This is a genomic window from Paracoccus aerius (assembly GCF_014656455.1).
GTDB classification, from domain to species: domain Bacteria; phylum Pseudomonadota; class Alphaproteobacteria; order Rhodobacterales; family Rhodobacteraceae; genus Paracoccus; species Paracoccus aerius.
The window spans coordinates 72,486-90,638 of record NZ_BNCL01000004.1 but is presented as its reverse complement, the minus strand read 5'-3'; the positions used below and the strand labels follow the sequence as shown (position 1 = coordinate 90,638).

Genomic DNA, 18,153 nt, shown 5'->3' with positions numbered 1-18,153 from the left:
TCAGCTATAGCGATAGGGCCGGCCCGCCTTGGCCATCACGTCGTTGTACCTTTTGAAGATCTCGACCACGCGGGCCTTGGTCTCGGATTCGGCGGCGATCTCGTCCCAGAAGGCGCGGGCGCGTTCCTCGACCGTGGCCCATTCCTCGTCGGGGATCGAGGTCAGTTGCAGCTTGGGCCCGTTCACGCGCAGGTCCGCCTCGCCGCCCCAATACCACCACTGGCGATAGTAATGGGACTGCTCGAAGCAGACCTCCATCAGCATCTTCAGCCGGTCGGGCACCTCGGCCCAGCGGTCCGCATTGGCGAAGAAATGCCCGATCCAGGCGCCCGAGATATTGTTGGTCAGGAAGTAGTTGGTCACGTCCGCCCAGCCGACGGTGTAATCCTCGGTGATGCCGGACCAGGCGATGCCGTCCAACTCGCCTGTCTGCAGGGCCACCTGGATATCCTCCCACGGAAGCTGCATGGGCACGACGCCAAACTGCGCCAGGAAGCGGCCCGCAGTCGGGAAGGTGAAGACCCGCTTGCCTTCCAGGTCGGCCAGGCTGTTGATCGGCTCCTTGGTGGCGAAATGGCACGGATCCCAAGCCCCGGCCGAGATGTGCTTGACGCCCACCGCCGCGTATTCCTGGTCCCAGATTTCCTTCAGGCCATACTGGTTGAACAGCACCGGCACATCCAGGCTGTAGCGGCTGGCAAAGGGGAAATAGCCGCCGAAGACCGTCACCTCGGTCGGCGACTGCATGGAATCGTCGTCCGATTGCACCGCGTCGATGGTGCCGTTCTGCATGGCGCGGAACAGTTCCGACGTGGGAACAAGCTGGTCGGCATAGAACAGCTCGATCTGCATCTGGCCGTCGGCGATGGCGTTGAAGCGGTCAATAGCCGGCTTGACCACATGTTCGCCCAGGGCGGCCCCTGCATAGGTCTGCATCCGCCAGCGGATCGGCGCGCCCTGCGCATGGACGGCGGGCGCGGCAAGGGCGGCGGCCCCCGCGGCCAGCGGGGCGGTCGTCAGAAACTTGCGTCTTGTCGTCATCTGAACCTCCGGTGTGTTGGGAAACGGGGCGGTTCACCGCCCTCTGTCATTGTCCGTAGACCTGCCCCGGCAGCCACAGCGCGATCTGCGGGAAGGCCATGATGATCGCCAGCGTCAGGATCATGATGGCGACGATGGGCACGATGGATCGGTAGATGTCGCCCAGCGTCACTTGGTCCGGGGCAAGCGCCCGCATCAGGAACAGGTTATAGCCGAAGGGCGGCGTGATATAGGCGATCTGGCAGGTGATCGTGTAGAGGATGCCGTACCAGATCAGGTCGAACTCAAGCGCGCGCACCAGCGGGATATACAAGGGCGCGACGATCACCAGCATGGCGGTGTCGTCTAGGAACATTCCCAGCAGCAGGAAGGACACCTGCATCAGGATGATGACCTGCCACCGCGTCAGGCCCAGATCCTCGAGGAAGAATGCCTCGATCGCGCGGACCGCGCCAAGCCCGTCGAAGACCGCGCCGAAGGCAAGCGCCGCCAGCAGGATCCACATGAACATGCAGGTCACGTTCAGCGTGCCGCGCAGGCAGGTTTCCCAGATGGTCCGCGTCCACCGCCCCTTGATGACCGCCACCAGCGAGGCAATGACCGCCCCGATGACTGAGGATTCGACAAGGCTGACATAGCCGGTGACAAACGGCCCCATCATCGCGCCGAAGATGACCAGCGGTGTGATGCCTGCGCGCAGCAGGCGCAGCCTTTCGCCCCAGGTGATCTGGGCCAATTCGTCGGACGACAGGCGCGGGGCAAGGCGCGGGTTCATCCCGCAGCGGATCAGGACATAGACGATGAACAGCCCCGCCATCAGCAGGCCGGGAAAGACGCCGGCCAGCCACAGGTGCCCGACCGGCTGGCGCGCGATCATCGCGTAAAGCACCAGCACGATTGACGGGGGCACCAGGATGCCCAGGGACGATCCGCCCTGGATGATGCCCGTGACCATTACCTTGTCATAACCGCGCCGCAGCATTTCCGGCAGGGCGATGGTCGCGCCGATGGCCAGGCCCGCGACCGACAGCCCGTTCATGGCAGACACCAGCACCATCAGCAGGATGGTTCCCACGGCAAGGCCGCCCGGCACAGGGCCGAACCAGACATGGAACATCCGGTAAAGGTCGTCCGCCATGCGCGTTTCCGACATGACGAAGCCCATCCAGACGAACATCGGCAGCGTCAGCATCGGAAACCAGTTCATCAGCTTGATGGCACTGGTGAAGGCCAGGTCGTGCCCGCCCCGGTCCCCCCACAGCGCGATGGCTGCAATGACGGCTATGAAGCCGATGCCGGCAAAGACCCTTTGGCCGGTCATCAGCAGGGCCATCATGCCCAGGAACATCGAGATCGCGATCAGCTCGTATGACATCAGCTCTGCGCCTCGGGGATTGGGGTGCCGCGCAGGGTGGCGATGTCGCGGATCAGGAAGGCCAGCGATTGCAGCAGCATCAGGAAGGTGCCCAGGCAGATCACGATCTTGATCGGCGCCATATAGGGCCGCCAGACGGTGCGCGACCGTTCGCCGATCTCAAGGGCATAGATCGTGCTTTCGATCCCGCCCCACAGGATCACACCAAGAAACACGATCAGGGCAAAGACCGTCACGCAATCCACCGCCGCGCGCGTCCGGGCGGACCAGCGGGAATAGAGCAGGTCCATGCGCACATGGGCGCCCCCCATCAGCGAATAGGCCCCGCCAAGGACGACATAGGCGATCATCGTGAACTGCGCCATTTCCTGCGTCCACAAGGCGGGCCGGAAGAAGGCCTTGGCAATGACCGACCAGGCCAGAACGCCCGCCAGCACGAACAGCAGATAAAGCGCCATGCGCCCGACGCGGCGGTTGACCCCCTCGACCACGCGCACGAAGCCAAGCGCCAGGGGCGACATCAGCAGCCCCCTTGCGGCAACAGGTCATCGGGCGCGGAAACGCGCTGAAATGGCGGCAAGGCCACGATTCTTCTCCCTGTTTTTGGTTCAGCGTCCTCCCGGTCCTTGCATTCTGTCAAGAATTTTTCTTTTCGTTTGCTTCTGATAGGATCATTCCAGAACGAGGAGGGGCGTCGTGACCATCGAACAGCGGATGCGCGCCAGCCTTGCGTCGCTGACCCGCGCCGAACGGCAGGCGGCGACCCATATCCTGTCGCATTTCCCGATGTCGGCCTTGGGGTCGATCACCATGCTGGCAAGCGCGGCCGAGGTCTCGGCGCCGACCATCGTGCGGCTGGTGCAAAAGCTGGGCTTCAAGGGCTATGCCGAATACCAGGCCGCCCTGCGGACCGAGGTCGGGCGCCTGCTGGCCGCGCCCCTGGTGCTGCCCGACCACGAACCGCGCCTCCACCCCATGCAGTCCTTTGCCGCACAGGCGATCGCGAACATCCACGCCACGCTGGACCAGATCGCGACAGGAGAGTTCGACGCGGCGGCGGCGCTGCTGGCCGATCCGGCGCGTCATGTCGCGGTCATGGGCGGGCGGCTGACCCATGCCCATGCGGATTACATGGCGACCCTGCTGCGGGTGATCCGTCCGGGCGTCACCTATGTCTCGGACCACTTGACCGACTGGCAGCAGGCGCTGCTGGACCTGCGGGCGGGCGACGTGGTGGTGATCTTCGACATTCGCCGCTATGAAGCCAATGCCGTGCACATGGCCGAACTGGCGGCGCAGCAGGGCGCGCAGGTGGTGCTGGTGACCGATCATTGGCTGTCGCCCGCGGCCGGGCACGCGCACCACACGCTGCCATGCCGGATCGACATGCCCGCCGCCTGGGATTCCACTGTCACGATCCTGCTGCTGGTCGAGGCTCTTCTGGGCCGGGTCCAGGGCCATTGCGCCGATCAGGTCCAGGATCGCTTGAACCGGCTTGAGGACGTCTTCGCCAAGACCCGCATCTTCCGCGCCCCGAAACTGGGGCGCTAAGCGTCTGCCGCAGCCGCATTCCTGCCGTCAGACCAGCAGGAACCGCAGATGGATATGTGAAAACGAGGCATAAGTTTGCACATCAGAAAGTAATTTATTGAAGATCTCTATGAATTATCTTTTCTATTCATTAGGTTGCCGATGTCCAAATTTCGATTCGGAGCATATCTGTGCCCATAAGCGGCATAAGTTTGCACGGGTGTGACGATCGGCACGCCCGAGGACCTGGTGGCGGCAGTCGATCGCCTCGGCGTACAGCCTGGCCCAGCCAAGGCCTACCTTGCCCTTTAGCGTGCCGCCGGGCGCGTCCTGACCTTCGATGCTCTGGCGCAGGCCATAGCGTTTGATCCAACCAGCCCGCCAAGCCGCAGCAACCTTGCTGGTGCGATCGCCAAGCTTCGCCAGGCGATGCCGCCCGACGAAACTGTCGTGACCGTTCATGGCATCGGCTATCGGCTGGAAAGAAGCAGATAGTTAGCCGAGGCGGCGGCGCCTCCTTATCATGGCGAGGGCTCCAAGGCCGACCGGAAGCAGCGCAGCGGTGGCTGGAAGGGGAACAGGGGCTACGCGAACATTCTCGATGCTGAGCAGGAGCCATGCATAGCTGTCGCCCGTTCTCCATTCTAGGTCCAAGAAGTCATCCGGCTCAAAGTAATCCAAAGAAAACGCAAAACGTGCGCCATCAGAGGCCCAACCTGATGCAAAGAAGCCAAACATCCAAGATGAGTAATCCGTTTCCCAAGCCTGTCCTTGCGAAGACAATGTTATGTCGGCGCAGTAGTCTTCGGGCAGGTAAGTGATCTTGGCCTGCATCGGGACGCCAATGTCCTTAGAATACGGTCCATAGGCATCAATCGGGTTGTCTTCTCTGTCCGTGAAGCCCTGCTTGACGAACACATCGAAGTTATACGTCACCTTTGTGCCGTAAACTGGCGGATCGTAGTGACCTGAGTAATCGCATTTGCCCGTCGCCGCCTCTGCCTGGCCCACGCCGACCATCAGAACAGCCGCAGCCACCGCCACCTTCAGCCCCACAACGCCTGCTAGAAAATGCTGCCGAATCATTGCAATGCCTTTCAAGATAACTGACTTTAGGATTGCGAAGCTTAGGTGGATTTCCGGCGCCGTCTCATCATCGCCAGGGCGCCGAGCCCGAGGGGAAGAAGCGCGGCAGTCGCGGGAAGCGGAACGGGAGCGGGGCTAGCAACAGACCAGGTGGCTTCTACAGTCGGAAACCAAGGTCTGAAATCATGAGTATATTCCAAGCTTCCCAAGCCTTTGCCGTCCCACTCAAGAGCGAAAAATTCTGGGCTAGGAGTATGTCCCGAGATCCCGAACCAAGCCATTTGCCACGGCATTCCCTGCGACAGAGTGCCTCTAAAGAGCAGTTGATCGGCAATTGAAAACGACGCGTTCAGGGATTTGCGTTCGCCGACCCATTCCTCTGTGTATGTGAAGACAGCATTGACGGTCTCGCCGACCTTTACACCCCAAAATTCGTCAAGATGAATATCATCAAAGCCTTCATCCGGACCTTCGGATGGGGAATACTCGATAACCGCTTTAGTGATAGTAAATTCGACGTCGAGAACCGTCGCCGCCTCTGCTTGCCCAACCCCTACTGCCACGGTAGCCGCAGCCATCAACACCCTGATACTCATAAAAACCCCTGCAACTACCGTGGCGAATCAACGCGTCCTGCGCTGATGAGCGGATATTTGTAGCTCACGCCGCCGTAAGTCTCGGTGAAACTGCCGATGATTTCGCAATCGACGGACGAAAGACATTCCGTAACAGTTCGATAGGACCGACATGATAAATGATCGGCTGATTATTCATGAGGCGCCACCTGATGGACCTCGCTGAATTCATCAAGGAAGTGGGCGGCGGTTTGGCTGGCGTCGTCATCGTTGTCCAAGGCTGGTTTAACTGGATCGGTCAGATGATCGACGCGATCAGCGCGCGCACCCACATCGAGCCAGATCCTTTCGCGGACCCGGCAGAGGGCGGCCTTTAGGCTCTTTCCCATAATATCTCGGATGGACTGGCCCGCGGTGAGGCTTCTCGCGTCATTTTCCTGATGCTAATTGCTGTCATGGCTTCTGTCTAAAAGGCAGTTCTTTGGGGTCGGCACCGATTTACCTCGCCCTTCTTCTGCAGAACAGTTCGGAAACATCCTGTGCGGGATTTGAACGGAAGCCTTGCGGAACGAGCCGGTTTGTTCGCGTAAATTTCTGCACGCTGCCTGATCATGCTGGCCCCGTGGGTTGGCAAGACGCCGCAAATGCTAGGATCTTTGGTGACCCCGACAGGACTTGAACCTGTAACCTGCCCCTTAGGAGGGGGCTGCTCTATCCAGTTGAGCCACGGGGCCGCCACAGTCCTTTTGACTGCTGCCGGACGATTTGGCAAGGTTGCCGCGGGGCCGGGCGGGCGCTAACATCGGGCAAAGACCTGAATGCCGGTGCATGATGAACGTCCCAAGACCCCGCCGCCCGTTGACCCTGCGGGATGTTTCCGAAGCATCCGGCGTATCCGAGATGACGGTCAGCCGGGTCCTGCGAAACCGGGGGGACGTATCGGCCGCGACGCGCGAGAAGGTGCTGACGGCGGCGAAGATGCTGGGCTATGTGCCCAACAAGATCGCCGGCGGGCTGGCAAGCCAGCGGGTGAACCTGGTCGCGGTCGTGATCCCGTCGCTGTCGAACCTGGTCTTTCCCGACGTGCTGGGCGGGGTCTCGGCGGAACTGGACGACACCGGCCTGCAACCCGTGATCGGCGTCACCAATTATTCCCCCGCGCGCGAGGAGATGGTGCTTTACGACATGCTGTCCTGGCGCCCGTCGGGGGTGATCCTGGCCGGGCTTGAGCACAGCAAGGCGTCCCGCGCGATGCTGGAAAACTCGGGCATTCCGGTGGTCGAGATCATGGACGTGGACGGACCCGGGATCGACACGATCGTCGGCATCTCGCACCGCCGCGCTGGGCGCGAGATGGCCGCGCGGATCCTTGCTGCCGGCTATCGCCGCATCGGCTTCGTCGGCACACACATGCCCGAGGATCACCGCGCCCGGAAGCGCCTGGCAGGCTTCGAGGAAGGCCTGTCCGAGGCTGGCGTGCCGCTGGAGGCGCGCGAATACTATCAGGGCGGGTCGTCCCTGCTGAAGGGTCGCGAATTGACCGAGCGGATCCTGACCCGCGCACCGGACCTGGATTTCCTCTATTTCTCGAACGACATGATCGGGGCAGGGGGGCTGCTTCATTGCCTGGACAAGGGCTATGACATCCCTGGCCGCATCGGGCTTGCCGGCTTCAACGGCGTCGACCTGCTGGACGGGCTGCCGGTGCGGCTGGCCACGACAGATGCGCGCCGCGTCGACATCGGGCGGCGCGCGGCGCGGCTGGTGGCGGGCAAGGACATCATCCCCGAAGACCGGATCGTCGCGCTGACGCCCACCTTTCTGCCGGGTGACACGATCCGTCATGCATGACGCTTGTGGCAAGGTGGGCGCATGACTAAGTCTGCGGTCATGCGTATTCCTTATGTTGACCGTCTGATGAGCAAGGGCCCCCGCGTGTCGGTGGTGCGCCTGCACGGTGCCATCGGCATGGCCGGGCGCGGCGGCGCGCTGTCCGATGCCGCCCTTGCCCCCGTGATCGAACGCGCCTTTCGCAAGGGCAAGCCGGTGGCGGTGGCGCTGTCCATCAACTCGCCCGGCGGATCGCCCGTCCAGTCGTCGCTGATCGCCGCCCGCATCCGTCGCCTGGCGGACGAGACGAAGATCCCCGTCCATGCCTTTGTCGAGGACGTCGCGGCGTCAGGCGGCTATTGGCTGGCCTGTGCGGGCGATCAGATCTGGGCGGATGACAGTTCGATCCTTGGGTCGATCGGCGTGATCTCGGCCGGGTTCGGGTTCCAGGATCTGATCGCCCGCTGGGGGATCGAACGGCGGGTGCATACGGCGGGCCGGTCGAAATCCACGCTTGATTCCTTCCGCCCCGAACGCCCCGAGGATGTCGAGCGTCTGCACAATGTGCTGGAGCCGATCCATCAGGCCTTCAAGGACCATGTCACCGCCCGTCGCGGATCCCGGCTGGTCCCGGATCGCGACCTGTTCACCGGCGAGTTCTGGGCGGGCCGCCAGTCCGTCGAATTGGGCCTTGCCGACGGCATCGGCCATCTGGTGCCCCGCATGAAGGCGCTGTTCGGCGACAAGACACGCTTTGTCGTCCATGCCCCGCGTCAGTCGCTGTTCCGCAGGCTGGGGCTTTCCGCCGGCACCGTCTTTGACGCGGCCCAGGAACGCGCCGCCTTCGCCCGTTTTGGTGCGGGGGGATGAGCGTCCGGATCGTCATCCTGTTCCTGCTGGTGATGGTGGCGATGGCGCTGCTGCGCGGGCCGGCCTTTCGCAGGGCAGTCCGGCGCGTGCTGGGGATCCCGCCGTCCCGGCGCAAGCCGCGCGGCTAGGACGCCCGTTTGTCCCCGCGCAGGACAGATTCGCGAAGCAACTGACTGAAACTGCGCAGCTTTCACAAGTCGGGCAGCGGGATAAATATTTTCCCAGTAAAATCAATAGGCTGGAAAGCTGCACAATTTATAGGCAAAGTCACGGTTTTGTAACGATTGCTGGATTGGAGGGGCCTGCCTCACAGGACTCTCACAGAGTTATCCACAAAGGCGGTGGACAGCTTTGCACTTGCCATCGCGCCTAGCAACTTGCAGCCCGGCACGGGAATCACTTTCTAGAAGATCATGACCCAGGAAACCGCCCCCCAGCCAGCCACCAAGACCGGCCATGCGCTGATCCAGGACTATCTGCGCCAGCTTGACCGCAGTCCCGGCGTCTATCGGATGCTGGATGCGCAGGGGGCGGTTCTGTATGTCGGCAAGGCGCGCGACCTGAAGGCGCGGGTGTCGAATTATGCCCGGCCGTCGGGACATTCGGCCCGGATCGCGCGGATGATCCGCGAAACCGCCAGCATGATGTTCCTGACCACGCGCACCGAAACCGAGGCGCTGCTGCTGGAACAGAACCTGATCAAGCAGTTGAAGCCGCGCTACAACGTGCTGCTGCGCGACGACAAGTCCTTCCCGAACATCCTGGTGGCCAAGTCCCACGCCTATCCGCAGATCAAGAAGCATCGCGGGGCCAAGTCGGAAAAGGGCGACTATTACGGTCCCTTCGCCAGTGCGGGGGCGGTGAACCGCACGCTGACGCAGTTGCAGCGGGTGTTCCTGCTGCGCAACTGCACGGACGCCACCTTCGAATCGCGCACGCGTCCTTGCCTGCTTTTCCAGATCAAGCGGTGCAGTGCGCCCTGCGTGGGCCGGATTTCCGAACAGGATTATGGCGCGCTTGTGGCCGACGCCGAACGATTCCTGCAGGGCAAGACCACCGTCATCCAGGCGAACCTTGCCCGCGACATGGCCGAGGCGGCCGAGAACATGGAATACGAACGCGCGGCCGCCCTTCGCGACCGCATCAAGGCGCTGACCGCCGTGCAATCCGTCCAGGCCATCAACCCCAAGCGCGTGGCCGAGGCCGACATCGTCGCGCTGCACATGGAAGGCGGACAGGCCTGCGTGCAGGTCTTCTTCATCCGCGGCAACCAGAGCTGGGGCAACCGCGACTTCTATCCTCGACTTGGCGGGGTGGAGTCGCCTGCCGAGGTGATGCAGGCCTTCCTTCTGCAATTCTACGACGACAAGCCGCCGCCCCGGATGATCCTGCTCTCGCATGCACCGGACGAGCCTGATCTGACGCAAGCCGTGCTGTCGGAACGCGCCGCCCGCCGGGTCGTCATCGGCGTCCCGCAGCGGGGCGAGAAGTTCGAGCTGGTGGAAAACGCGCTGCGCAATGCCCGTGAAAGCCTGGCCCGCCGCATGTCCGAAAGCGCCACGCAACTGCGCCTGCTGGAAGGGGTGGGCGAGGCCTTCGACCTGCCCGCAGCCCCCCGCAGGATCGAGGTCTACGACAACAGCCACATCATGGGCACCAATGCCGTGGGCGGCATGATCGTGGCCGGGCCCGAAGGCTATATCAAAAGCCAATACCGCAAGTTCAACATCAAGGGGACCGAGATCACGCCGGGCGACGACTTCGGCATGATGAAAGAGGTGCTGTCGCGTCGCTTCGTGCGGCTGCTGAAGGAAGACCCCGACCGCCAGACCGAATCCTGGCCCGATCTGCTTCTGATCGACGGCGGTGCGGGGCAGGTGTCGGTGGTGGATGGTATTCTGGCCGACCTGGGGGTCGAGGACATTCCCATTGTCGGCGTCGCCAAGGGCATCGACCGTGACCAGGGCAAGGAAGAATTCTACCGCCCCGGCCGCGCACCCTTTGCGCTGCGGATGAACGACCCGGTCCTGTATTTCATCCAGCGTCTGCGGGACGAGGCGCATCGCTGGGCGATCGGCACCCATCGCGCCAAACGCGCCAAGTCGGTGATGGCCAATCCGCTGGACGAGATCGCGGGCATCGGCGCCTCGCGCAAGCGTGCGCTGCTGGCCCATTTCGGCAGCGCCAAGGCCGTCAGCCGCGCCGGGCTGGCGGATTTGCAGGCGGTCGAGGGGATTTCGGCCGCCATGGCGCAAAAGGTCTATGACCATTTCAACGCCAGGGGCTGACCGGGGCGGCGGCTACGGAAGCCCTTCCTAAACTGCGCCACCCTGGTGGAAGATCCATCCCCAGCTGGATGACCCAGGAGCTGAAATTCCTGCCGGTTCAATAGCTTGCCGCCCTTGCAGCCAAACCCTGGGTTTAACAACTGCGAGATGTGGTAAAACCGCACCGCAAGGTCGTGCCGTGATCGCGCTATGGTTGCCTCTCTCAACCTGAGGAAAGAGGCTCTCATGACCCGTTTGCCCGAACCCGGCATCGTTGTCCCGCGGTTCATGCCTGCCGGCCTGCCCAAAGCTGCTCGGGGGGATGAATTCAAGCCGCATCTGATGGAACTGACCGGGACCGTGACCGACAACTACAGCAACGGCAGCGATCCGGTGCTGTGCGTCAGCGACGCGGAAGGCCGCAACTGGACGGTGGAACTGGCCGGCCGCGCCCGCAATGCCGCCCTTGGCCTGACCAAGGCCGTCGCCATGCCCGGCGATCCGATCCGCGTCATCGGCCATCGCACCCGCCGCTTTGGCGAACAGCGCATCAAGGCCGTCCACCTGACCATCGCGGGCCGCGCCTATCCCCTGTTCGAGGGCGCGATCGGCTGAGCGGCGTCGCAATCCGGGGCGCGGCGCATTTCGGTGCGCCGCCCCTTTCAAAGTCCCGCGCCACGGACTAGCTTGCCCTTATGCGTTGGACCATCCCCAATATCCTGACCCTGCTTCGGCTGATCGCGGCGCCCGCCGTGCCGTTGATGTTCCTTTATTTCAGCCGGCCCTTCGCGGACTGGGCGGCGCTGTCGCTGTTTCTTCTGGCGGCCGTGACCGACTGGTTCGACGGCTATCTGGCGCGAAGCTGGCAGCAGGAAAGCCGCTTCGGCACGGCCATGGACCCCATCGCCGACAAGGCCATGGTGGTGATCGCGATCGTCGTCATCACCGGCTATTCCGGCATGAACCCCTGGCTGATCCTGCCCGCCACGCTGATCCTGTTCCGCGAGGTCTTCGTGTCCGGCCTGCGAGAATTCCTGGGCGCCAATGCCCGTCTTCTGAAGGTCACGAAGCTGGCGAAATGGAAGACGACCACGCAGATGGTGGCCATCTCGGTCCTGTTCCTGGGCACGGGGCTGGCCTATGTCGAACATGGCCGCCCGCCGCTGGTGGGGGAATCGCGGCTGCCCTTCTCGTCCTCCTGGGCGGATCTGGCGACGCAGATGGGCTTGCTGCTGATCTGGATCGCGGCGATCCTGACCGCCTGGACCGGCTGGGATTACTTCGTGAAGTCGCGCCCTTACCTGCGGGAACCGGGCCATGACGCTTGACGTGCTGTATTTCGCCTGGCTGCGCGAACGCATCGGCCAGCCGCGCGAGCGGATCGAGACCGCGGCAACGACCGTCCGGGACCTGATTGCCGATCTGGCCGCGCGGGACGACTGGCACGCGGCGGCCTTCGCCGACCTTGCCGCCGTGCGCTGCGCCGTGGACCAGCAGCTTGCCGATCTGGACAGCCCCATCGCGGATGCCCGAGAGGTCGCCTTCTTCCCGCCCATGACCGGCGGCTGATCCCGTGTCGGCCCGCGTCCATTCCGCCCCCTTCGACCTGGCAGCCGAACTGGCGGGCTTTGGCGCGGGCGCGGGGGCCATCGTCACCTTCACGGGCATCGTGCGCGACGACACGGGCGCCATGGCCGCGTTGGAGATCGAGCATTACCCCGGCATGACGGAACGGGCCCTGTCCGATTACGGCAGGCAGGCCGCCGAACGCTTCGCCTTGACCGACTGGCGCATCGTCCACCGCCACGGGCGGCTGCCGGTGGGTGAACCGATCATGATGGTCGCCACGGCCGCCCGCCACCGCCATGCAGCCTTCCAGGCTGCCGATTACCTGATGGACTGGCTGAAATCCCGCGCCCCCTTCTGGAAGCGCGAGATAGGCCGTGACGGTGCGGCCCGCTGGGTCGATGCCAAGGCCAGCGACGAAGATGCGTTGTCGCGATGGTAGCTTCTTTGCTGACCGAATGCCCATGCGCGGCCCCCCACCCATGATCCGGCCCGACCTGCGCGCCTGGGCCGCCCGACGGTCCGAGGCCATCGTCGCAACCCTGATCCTGCTGGGAGGCCTCTGGCTGGCCCTGCGCGGCGGCTGGTTCTTCGCCGCAGTCGGGGCGCTTGTGCTTCTGGTCGGCCTGTCGCTGCTGATCGGCGCGATCCGCAGGCTGCCCTTCCGCCGCGGCATCGCCGCCCCCGGCGTGGTCGAGGTCGATGAGGGCGCCGTCCGCTATTACGGCGCCGCCGTCCTGGGCGGAGAGATCGCATTGCGCGACCTGGTCGAGATCCGGCTGTTGCGCCTGAAGGGCCAGGGCCACTGGCGCTTGCGCAGTGCAACGGGCGAGGCTTTGCTGGTGCCCGTCGATGCGGCCGGCTCCGACGCCCTGGCCCATGCCTTCACGGCTCTGCCGGGCCTCGACATGGGCGCGGTCTCGGCCGCCTTGGCCCATGTCGCTGACCAGCATGACGCAGTGCGCACCGTTTGGCGGAGACCGGGTTGAGGCGGGTTGACTTGGGCATCGCCGCTTGCCACCTGTGACCGGCAAACACGCTCGAAAGGCCTCTCCTCATGTCGATACCACAACAGGGCGGAGGCCCGATCGAAAGCCGTGACCAGTTGGCCGCCTATATCGCCAGCGGGGAAAAGCCGCGCGACGCCTGGCGCATCGGGACCGAGCACGAGAAGTTCGGCTATGACAAGAACAGCCTGATGCCCTTGCCATACGAGGGCGCCTGTTCCGTCCACGCCATGCTGTCGGGCCTGCAGGAACGCTTCGGCTGGAACCCGGTGATGGAGCAGGACAAGCTGATCGGCCTGGAACGCGACGGCGCCAATATCAGCCTTGAACCGGGCGGGCAGCTTGAATTGTCGGGCGCGCCCCTGGAAACCATCCACCAGACCTGCGACGAGGTGAACCAGCACCTGGCCGAGGTGAAGGAAATCGCCGACCGCATTGGCGCGGGCTTCATCGGCCTAGGTGCGGCCCCGATCTGGGGACAGGACGACATGCCGATGATGCCCAAGGGGCGCTATCGGCTGATGACCGACTACATGGACCGGGTAGGCACCCTGGGCAAGCAGATGATGTATCGCACTTGCACCGTGCAGGTGAACCTGGACTTCGGCAGCGAAGCCGACATGGTCCAGAAGATGCGGGTCGCGCTGTCATTGCAGCCGGTCGCGAACGCGCTGTTTGCCAATTCGCCCTTCCTCGATGGCAAGCCCAATGGCTGGAAAAGCTGGCGTGCCCATATCTGGCAGAACCTGGACAATGCCCGCACCGGGATGCTGCCCTTCGTCTTCAAGGACGGCTTCGGCTATGATGCCTGGGTGGATTACGTCCTGAACGTGCCGATGTATTTCGTGTATCGCGACGGCAAGTATATCGACGCCTTGGGCCAGTCGTTCCGCGACTTCCTGGACGGCCGCCTGCCGGCCCTTCCGGGCGAGGTGCCTACCCTGTCGGACTGGGCCGACCACATGACCACCGTCTTCCCGGAAGCACGGGTCAAGAAATACATCGAGATGCGCGGCGCCGATGGCGGACCCTGGCGCAGGCTTTGCGCACTGCCCGCGCTGTGGGTGGGGCTGATCTATGACCAAGGCGCGCTTGATGCCGCCTGGGATCTGGTCAAGGACTGGGACGACGAGACCCGCGAAGGCCTGCGCCGCGACGCCGGGCTCCGCGGCCTGCAGGCCAGCGTGAACGGCGTCCACATGCAGGATCTGGCGCGTGAGGTTCTGGCGATCGCCGAACAGGGTCTGAACAACCGCGCCCGTCCCGGCGCGGGCGGCCTTGTCCCGGACGAGACGCACTTCCTCAACGCGCTGAAGGAAAGCGTGGACAGCGGGACCGTCCTGGCAGACGAACTGCTTGAAAAATACCACGGCGAATGGGGCGGCGATCTGACGCCGATCTATCGCGAATATTCCTACTAGGCACGATCAGAACCGCCAGGTCAGGCCCAGAAGCGGGCCTGCCATCGTGGCATCCACCCGCGTCCCGCCGCTGCGGTAGTCCACGTCCAGCCGCCGGTAGCCCAAGGAAAGATAGGCCCGTTCCGCCATCTGGTAATTGACGGTCGCCAGGACCTGCGTGGTCTTGTCGGAGCCGATCCCGGTGACGCCATGGTCGATATAGGCGATAGCGGACCATCTGGGGGCAAGCGCGTAATTGGCCCGCAGCGCCACGACCGGGTCGACGAAATCCTTGTCCCCCGACCGGCTGATCGCGCCCCCCGCGACCGATATCTCGGCCTTGATGGTCCAGGCGCGCAGGCCGCCCAGGACGTCGAGGGCAAGGCCGCCGCTGTCGATGGCCCGCCAGCCCGCCGCGACGGTCAGGGAACGCTGGCGCAATTCAGCCTCGGCGGGCAGGCCGCGCGGGACCAGCCCCGACTTCGAACTGGCCGCATAGCTGAGATCCCCCAGAAGGACGAAGCGGTCCCTGCGGGCATAGGCCGACAGGAAGAAGGCCGCGTCCAGATCCTCCAGCACGTCGGAAAAGCTTTTCTCGAAGGACAATGTGGGCGCGCCGGTGAAAGGCGTGATGTCGCCGCCCAGCCCCGTGGCCCAGACATAGGGCGTCACCTGGGCGCGCCATTCCTGGGCCGGGGCAGGGGGTGGGGCGGTGCAGGCCAGGACAGCGGCTAGGACGGCAAGGGCCTTGGTCATATCGCATCCTCCGACAGTTCGTTCTTGAAGATCCTGCCGCCCTTCATGATCAGCCGCAGGCTTGCCCTGTCGTCCAGCCAGTCAAGCCGCTGTTCGGGATCGCCGTCGATCACCAGAAGATCCGCCAGCGCACCTTCGGCGATCACCCCAAGCCGCCCGTCATAGGGCGCCCGCGCACCCGACAGCGCCAGCAGCCTGCCTGCCGCGCCGGTGGCGCGGTGCAGCGCCGAAAGTGGCGACATGAAGCGCGCCAGCTTGGCAAGTTGCCGCCCCTGGCTTTCGCCCCCGCGGTAAAGGATGTCGCTGCCGAAGGCCCAGTTGACCCGGTGCTTGTCGGCCCATTCAAAGGCGCGGGCCGTGCCTTCGGCCACCTGCCGCTGGGCGGCGACGGCCTTGGGGTCGGCATACTGGTTCGCGTCCTCGTCCGCCAGGAACGGCTGGATCGACCACCATGTGTCGGTGTCGGCCATCATGCGAACAGTGTCCTCGTCGGCAAGCTGCCCATGCTCGATGGACTTGACCCCGGCCGCGATGCAACGCCGGATGCCCGGCGGCGTGTAGACATGGGCGCAGACATAGGTGCCCCAGTCGGTGGCGGCATCGACCGCCGCGCGCATCTCGGCTTCGGTGAACTGCAGCGACTCCAGCGGGTCGTATTGCGACGCGACCCCGCCGCCCGCGGTGATCTTGATCTGGCTGGCGCCCTTCATCAACTGCTCGCGGGTGCGGCGCAGAACCTCCGGCACGCCATCGGCAAGCGCCGACATGCCTTGCCGGCTTGCATGATCGGCCGGATCGCCGGGCATCATGGGCAGGCTGTTCTGGAAGCGGAAATCGCCATGCCCCGAAGTCTGGGAAATGATCGCCCCGGCCGGGAAGATGCGCGGCCCCGTCACGACCGACCGGTCGATGGCGGCCTTCAGCCCGAAGGCCGGGCCGCCCACGTCGCGCACTGTGGTGAAACCGCGCATCAGGGTCGCGCCGGCTTCCTGCCCCGCGATCAGGTGCAGAAGGCCGGGATCCTGCGTCATGGCGACAATCTGGCTGACGGATGCCAACGTCGTGTGCCAATGGGTGTCGATCAGGCCCGGGATCACGGTGCGCCCGCCGCAATCGATGCGCTGCGCCTCGGCCGGCCCCTGGCCCGGCACGGGCAGCCCTGCGATGCGATCCCCGTCCACCAGGACTTCTACGCCCTGGCGCAGGGACAGCGTCTCGCCGTCGAAAAGGCGCAGGTTGGTCAGCAGCACGGGCCGGGCAGGGATCTGTGCCCGTGTCGGGTGGGGCGCAAGGCCGAAGCCTGAGAACATGCCCATCACGGCGGCCATGCCGCCCATCATCTGGCGGCGGGAAATGTCCGCCTCGATCCGCCGCATGATCGCAAGGGTCTGGGGGCTGCCGCAGTGGCAGAAATGAATCCTGCCGGTCTGGGGATCGGGTTCATAGCAGGCCAGGCACATGACGAATCACCGGGGCTGGAAACCATCTGCGCCCCAGTGTGCACCATGTCGCAAGGAATAAACAAAAGATAATAGATCACCGGTGCCTTGGCCAAGGCAGGCAAGGGGCGCCGCCGTGGCAGCGCCCCATTCAGGTCAGGCGGCTTTCCGGCGGCGACGCAGCAGGGCCAGGCCACCGATGCCCGCCAGCAACAGCGGCGCGGCAGCGGGCAGCGGCACGGGTGCGGGCGCATTGGCATCGACCACGGTGCGGCCCAGGTCGGTATAGTCGGTGAAGAAGCCGTCCAGGCCCCAATCCAGCATCGGCTGGATCATCGCAAAAGCCTCGTCTTCCTTCAGCGGGCGGAAGGTATAGGCGTGCACCTTGAGGCCCAGGTTATGGGCGGCCTTGATGAAGTCCTCGGTGATGCCGGTATAGCTGACGCCCACGCCCGTCGCCACGCTTGCAATCTGGTCCAGCGACCAGAAGCCGTCGCTGCCGTTCACGCCATAGACACCGTTCTGCAGGCGGACCGAACCCAGCTGCGCAACCTCGGCCTCCATGTCGTTCATGTCCAGAAGATCGGTCAGGTTCGCCACCGACTGATAGGCGAAGGATTGCAGGATCACCTTGTCCGCCGCCGTGGTGAAGCCGTTGTCCTTCAACGAGGCGATGATCTTCTGTTCCTTCACGGAATCGAAGGGAGCCTTGGCCTCGGGATAGATGCCGACCGATGTTCCGTTTGCGGTGTTGTAGTTCTTCAGGAAGCCCAGCACCTCGTCCAGCGTGGGAACCTTGTAGGGATCGGGCATGGTGGGGGTAAAGCCCAGATAGGTCGAATCGGGCTGCGACAGCGCGCCGGTCGGCTTGACGGTCAGTTGCTTGATTTCCGCCAGGGTGAAGTCGCCGACATTGTAACGGCCGTTGCGGGGCGCGAACAGGGTTGCCACATTGGTGGTGCGGTTCAGCGTGGTGTCGTGCATGGCCACCAGGTGGCCGTCCTTGGTCATCTGGACATCGGGTTCGATGTAATCCGCGCCCATCTTGATGGCGAGTTCATAGCTGCCCAGCGTTTCCTCGGGCAGATAGCCGCTGGCGCCGCGATGGGCGACCACGATCGGCGCCTCGCCGGTCAGGGTGTTCCAGGTGGTGGCGGCATGGGCCGCGGGGGACAGGGCGAATGCCGAAAGGGCCGCAAGGGCGGCAAGTTGCATCTTCATGAACGTGTTCCTGATCGTTACACCGAGATCGCCGCGACGCCGACCGGCGCGCTGCCCGCAGACAGTCCCCAGAAAGGTTAACGCTTCTGCGACGGTTTTGTTTTATTTTAATAAAAATCGATTGCGCCAAGGGGATCCGCGCGGCGCACGACAAAATGAAGCCGGTCGGGCTTGATCCACGCGGCAGCCG

21 protein-coding genes and 1 tRNA gene are annotated in these 18,153 nt (G+C 64.2%); 12 read left to right on the top strand and 10 right to left on the bottom strand.

Annotated features, from left to right (window positions below; genetic code table 11):
- The 3 genes from IE224_RS06450 to IE224_RS06440 are packed head-to-tail and all read right to left on the bottom strand — an operon-like array spanning window position 1 to window position 2,937.
- Complete coding sequence (locus tag IE224_RS06450) at window positions 1-1,041, bottom strand: TRAP transporter substrate-binding protein (protein ID WP_191308866.1); 1,041 nt, start codon at window positions 1,039-1,041, stop codon at window positions 1-3.
- 46 nt (window positions 1,042-1,087) lie between these two features.
- Window positions 1,088-2,416 carry a TRAP transporter large permease gene (locus tag IE224_RS06445; RefSeq protein WP_191308864.1) on the bottom strand — a complete coding sequence of 443 codons (1,329 nt, stop codon included), beginning with the start codon at window positions 2,414-2,416 and terminating at the stop codon, window positions 1,088-1,090.
- Window positions 2,416-2,937 carry a TRAP transporter small permease subunit gene (locus IE224_RS06440; protein ID WP_191308862.1) on the bottom strand — a complete coding sequence of 174 codons (522 nt, stop codon included), beginning with the start codon at window positions 2,935-2,937 and terminating at the stop codon, window positions 2,416-2,418. Before IE224_RS06440 ends, IE224_RS06445 begins: the two co-directional genes overlap by 1 nt.
- Window positions 2,938-3,112: 175 nt before the next feature.
- On the opposite strand from IE224_RS06440, the gene IE224_RS06435 reads away from it, so the two are divergent.
- Window positions 3,113-3,967, top strand: a complete 855-nt coding sequence (locus IE224_RS06435; protein ID WP_229849270.1) for a MurR/RpiR family transcriptional regulator — start codon at window positions 3,113-3,115, stop codon at window positions 3,965-3,967.
- Window positions 3,968-4,090: 123 nt separating this feature from the next.
- Here IE224_RS06435 and IE224_RS06430 read toward each other — a convergent pair whose 3' ends face one another.
- The 3 genes from IE224_RS06430 to IE224_RS06420 are packed head-to-tail and all read right to left on the bottom strand — an operon-like array spanning window position 4,091 to window position 5,628.
- On the bottom strand, window positions 4,091-4,408 hold the full coding sequence (locus IE224_RS06430; protein ID WP_191308860.1) for a hypothetical protein: 318 nt from the start codon (window positions 4,406-4,408) through the stop codon (window positions 4,091-4,093).
- A gap of 33 nt (window positions 4,409-4,441) precedes the next feature.
- Window positions 4,442-5,032, bottom strand: a complete 591-nt coding sequence (locus IE224_RS06425) for a VPLPA-CTERM sorting domain-containing protein (RefSeq protein ID WP_191308858.1) — start codon at window positions 5,030-5,032, stop codon at window positions 4,442-4,444.
- A gap of 41 nt (window positions 5,033-5,073) precedes the next feature.
- The gene (locus IE224_RS06420) at window positions 5,074-5,628 is read right to left on the bottom strand and encodes a VPLPA-CTERM sorting domain-containing protein (protein WP_191308856.1); all 555 of its coding nucleotides are present in this window, start codon (window positions 5,626-5,628) and stop codon (window positions 5,074-5,076) included.
- A gap of 176 nt (window positions 5,629-5,804) precedes the next feature.
- On the opposite strand from IE224_RS06420, the gene IE224_RS06415 reads away from it, so the two are divergent.
- Complete coding sequence (locus tag IE224_RS06415; protein ID WP_191308854.1) at window positions 5,805-5,984, top strand: hypothetical protein; 180 nt, start codon at window positions 5,805-5,807, stop codon at window positions 5,982-5,984.
- 280 nt (window positions 5,985-6,264) lie between these two features.
- Here IE224_RS06415 and IE224_RS06410 read toward each other — a convergent pair.
- Window positions 6,265-6,341: transfer RNA gene (locus IE224_RS06410), tRNA-Arg, on the bottom strand.
- A 97-nt stretch (window positions 6,342-6,438) separates the two neighbouring features.
- On the opposite strand from IE224_RS06410, the gene IE224_RS06405 reads away from it, so the two are divergent.
- The 10 genes from IE224_RS06405 (at window position 6,439) to IE224_RS06365 (ending at window position 14,568) form a co-directional block, all read left to right on the top strand.
- On the top strand, window positions 6,439-7,458 hold the full coding sequence (locus IE224_RS06405; RefSeq protein ID WP_167623491.1) for a LacI family DNA-binding transcriptional regulator: 1,020 nt from the start codon (window positions 6,439-6,441) through the stop codon (window positions 7,456-7,458).
- Between the two features lie 66 nt (window positions 7,459-7,524).
- A complete protein-coding gene (locus tag IE224_RS06400) occupies window positions 7,525-8,307 on the top strand; it encodes a S49 family peptidase (protein ID WP_229849269.1) in 783 nt (260 codons plus the stop codon).
- Window positions 8,304-8,435, top strand: coding sequence for a hypothetical protein (locus tag IE224_RS21270; RefSeq protein ID WP_255432226.1), 132 nt, complete (start codon window positions 8,304-8,306; stop codon window positions 8,433-8,435). Before IE224_RS06400 ends, IE224_RS21270 begins: the two co-directional genes overlap by 4 nt.
- Before the next feature lie 285 nt (window positions 8,436-8,720).
- On the top strand, window positions 8,721-10,595 hold the full coding sequence (uvrC, locus tag IE224_RS06395) for an excinuclease ABC subunit UvrC (RefSeq protein WP_191308853.1): 1,875 nt from the start codon (window positions 8,721-8,723) through the stop codon (window positions 10,593-10,595).
- 225 nt (window positions 10,596-10,820) lie between these two features.
- Window positions 10,821-11,189 carry a hypothetical protein gene (locus tag IE224_RS06390; protein ID WP_167622910.1) on the top strand — a complete coding sequence of 123 codons (369 nt, stop codon included), beginning with the start codon at window positions 10,821-10,823 and terminating at the stop codon, window positions 11,187-11,189.
- Window positions 11,190-11,269: 80 nt separating this feature from the next.
- A complete protein-coding gene (pgsA, locus tag IE224_RS06385; RefSeq protein WP_167622909.1) occupies window positions 11,270-11,902 on the top strand; it encodes a CDP-diacylglycerol--glycerol-3-phosphate 3-phosphatidyltransferase in 633 nt (210 codons plus the stop codon).
- Window positions 11,892-12,143 (top strand): molybdopterin converting factor subunit 1, encoded by a 252-nt coding sequence (gene moaD / locus IE224_RS06380; RefSeq protein ID WP_191308851.1) that lies wholly within the window; start codon window positions 11,892-11,894, stop codon window positions 12,141-12,143. The genes pgsA and moaD overlap by 11 nt, the downstream gene beginning before the upstream one ends.
- 4 nt (window positions 12,144-12,147) lie before the next feature.
- Complete coding sequence (locus tag IE224_RS06375; RefSeq protein WP_191308849.1) at window positions 12,148-12,582, top strand: molybdenum cofactor biosynthesis protein MoaE; 435 nt, start codon at window positions 12,148-12,150, stop codon at window positions 12,580-12,582.
- A gap of 40 nt (window positions 12,583-12,622) precedes the next feature.
- Window positions 12,623-13,129 (top strand): hypothetical protein, encoded by a 507-nt coding sequence (locus IE224_RS06370; RefSeq protein ID WP_167622906.1) that lies wholly within the window; start codon window positions 12,623-12,625, stop codon window positions 13,127-13,129.
- 68 nt (window positions 13,130-13,197) lie between these two features.
- Window positions 13,198-14,568: a glutamate--cysteine ligase gene (locus IE224_RS06365; protein ID WP_191308848.1), complete on the top strand. Its 1,371-nt coding sequence runs from the start codon at window positions 13,198-13,200 to the stop codon at window positions 14,566-14,568.
- A gap of 6 nt (window positions 14,569-14,574) precedes the next feature.
- Here IE224_RS06365 and IE224_RS06360 read toward each other — a convergent pair whose 3' ends face one another.
- From IE224_RS06360 to IE224_RS06350, 3 genes are all read right to left on the bottom strand, one after another.
- Window positions 14,575-15,303 carry a hypothetical protein gene (locus IE224_RS06360; protein WP_191308846.1) on the bottom strand — a complete coding sequence of 243 codons (729 nt, stop codon included), beginning with the start codon at window positions 15,301-15,303 and terminating at the stop codon, window positions 14,575-14,577.
- Window positions 15,300-16,763, bottom strand: coding sequence for a metal-dependent hydrolase family protein (locus IE224_RS06355; RefSeq protein WP_191308845.1), 1,464 nt, complete (start codon window positions 16,761-16,763; stop codon window positions 15,300-15,302). The genes IE224_RS06360 and IE224_RS06355 overlap by 4 nt, the downstream gene beginning before the upstream one ends.
- A gap of 135 nt (window positions 16,764-16,898) precedes the next feature.
- A complete protein-coding gene (locus IE224_RS06350) occupies window positions 16,899-17,963 on the bottom strand; it encodes a glycerophosphodiester phosphodiesterase family protein (protein WP_191309174.1) in 1,065 nt (354 codons plus the stop codon).
- Window positions 17,964-18,153 lie beyond the last annotated feature (190 nt).

Coding starts and splice junctions, on each gene's coding strand:
- IE224_RS06445 (WP_191308864.1), bottom strand. CDS start 2,416: ATGTCATACGAGCTGATCGCGATCTCGATGTTCCTGGGCATGATGGCC.
- IE224_RS06400 (WP_229849269.1), top strand. CDS start 7,525: ATGAGCAAGGGCCCCCGCGTGTCGGTGGTGCGCCTGCACGGTGCCATC.
- IE224_RS06425 (WP_191308858.1), bottom strand. CDS start 5,032: ATGATTCGGCAGCATTTTCTAGCAGGCGTTGTGGGGCTGAAGGTGGCG.
- IE224_RS06415 (WP_191308854.1), top strand. CDS start 5,805: ATGAGGCGCCACCTGATGGACCTCGCTGAATTCATCAAGGAAGTGGGC.
- IE224_RS06370 (WP_167622906.1), top strand. CDS start 12,623: ATGATCCGGCCCGACCTGCGCGCCTGGGCCGCCCGACGGTCCGAGGCC.
- pgsA (WP_167622909.1), top strand. CDS start 11,270: ATGCGTTGGACCATCCCCAATATCCTGACCCTGCTTCGGCTGATCGCG.
- IE224_RS06420 (WP_191308856.1), bottom strand. CDS start 5,628: ATGAGTATCAGGGTGTTGATGGCTGCGGCTACCGTGGCAGTAGGGGTT.
- IE224_RS06365 (WP_191308848.1), top strand. CDS start 13,198: ATGTCGATACCACAACAGGGCGGAGGCCCGATCGAAAGCCGTGACCAG.
- uvrC (WP_191308853.1), top strand. CDS start 8,721: ATGACCCAGGAAACCGCCCCCCAGCCAGCCACCAAGACCGGCCATGCG.
- IE224_RS06450 (WP_191308866.1), bottom strand. CDS start 1,041: ATGACGACAAGACGCAAGTTTCTGACGACCGCCCCGCTGGCCGCGGGG.
- IE224_RS06350 (WP_191309174.1), bottom strand. CDS start 17,963: ATGAAGATGCAACTTGCCGCCCTTGCGGCCCTTTCGGCATTCGCCCTG.
- IE224_RS06360 (WP_191308846.1), bottom strand. CDS start 15,303: ATGACCAAGGCCCTTGCCGTCCTAGCCGCTGTCCTGGCCTGCACCGCC.
- IE224_RS06430 (WP_191308860.1), bottom strand. CDS start 4,408: ATGAACGGTCACGACAGTTTCGTCGGGCGGCATCGCCTGGCGAAGCTT.
- IE224_RS06355 (WP_191308845.1), bottom strand. CDS start 16,763: ATGTGCCTGGCCTGCTATGAACCCGATCCCCAGACCGGCAGGATTCAT.
- IE224_RS06390 (WP_167622910.1), top strand. CDS start 10,821: ATGACCCGTTTGCCCGAACCCGGCATCGTTGTCCCGCGGTTCATGCCT.
- moaD (WP_191308851.1), top strand. CDS start 11,892: ATGACGCTTGACGTGCTGTATTTCGCCTGGCTGCGCGAACGCATCGGC.
- IE224_RS06440 (WP_191308862.1), bottom strand. CDS start 2,937: ATGTCGCCCCTGGCGCTTGGCTTCGTGCGCGTGGTCGAGGGGGTCAAC.
- IE224_RS21270 (WP_255432226.1), top strand. CDS start 8,304: ATGAGCGTCCGGATCGTCATCCTGTTCCTGCTGGTGATGGTGGCGATG.
- IE224_RS06405 (WP_167623491.1), top strand. CDS start 6,439: ATGAACGTCCCAAGACCCCGCCGCCCGTTGACCCTGCGGGATGTTTCC.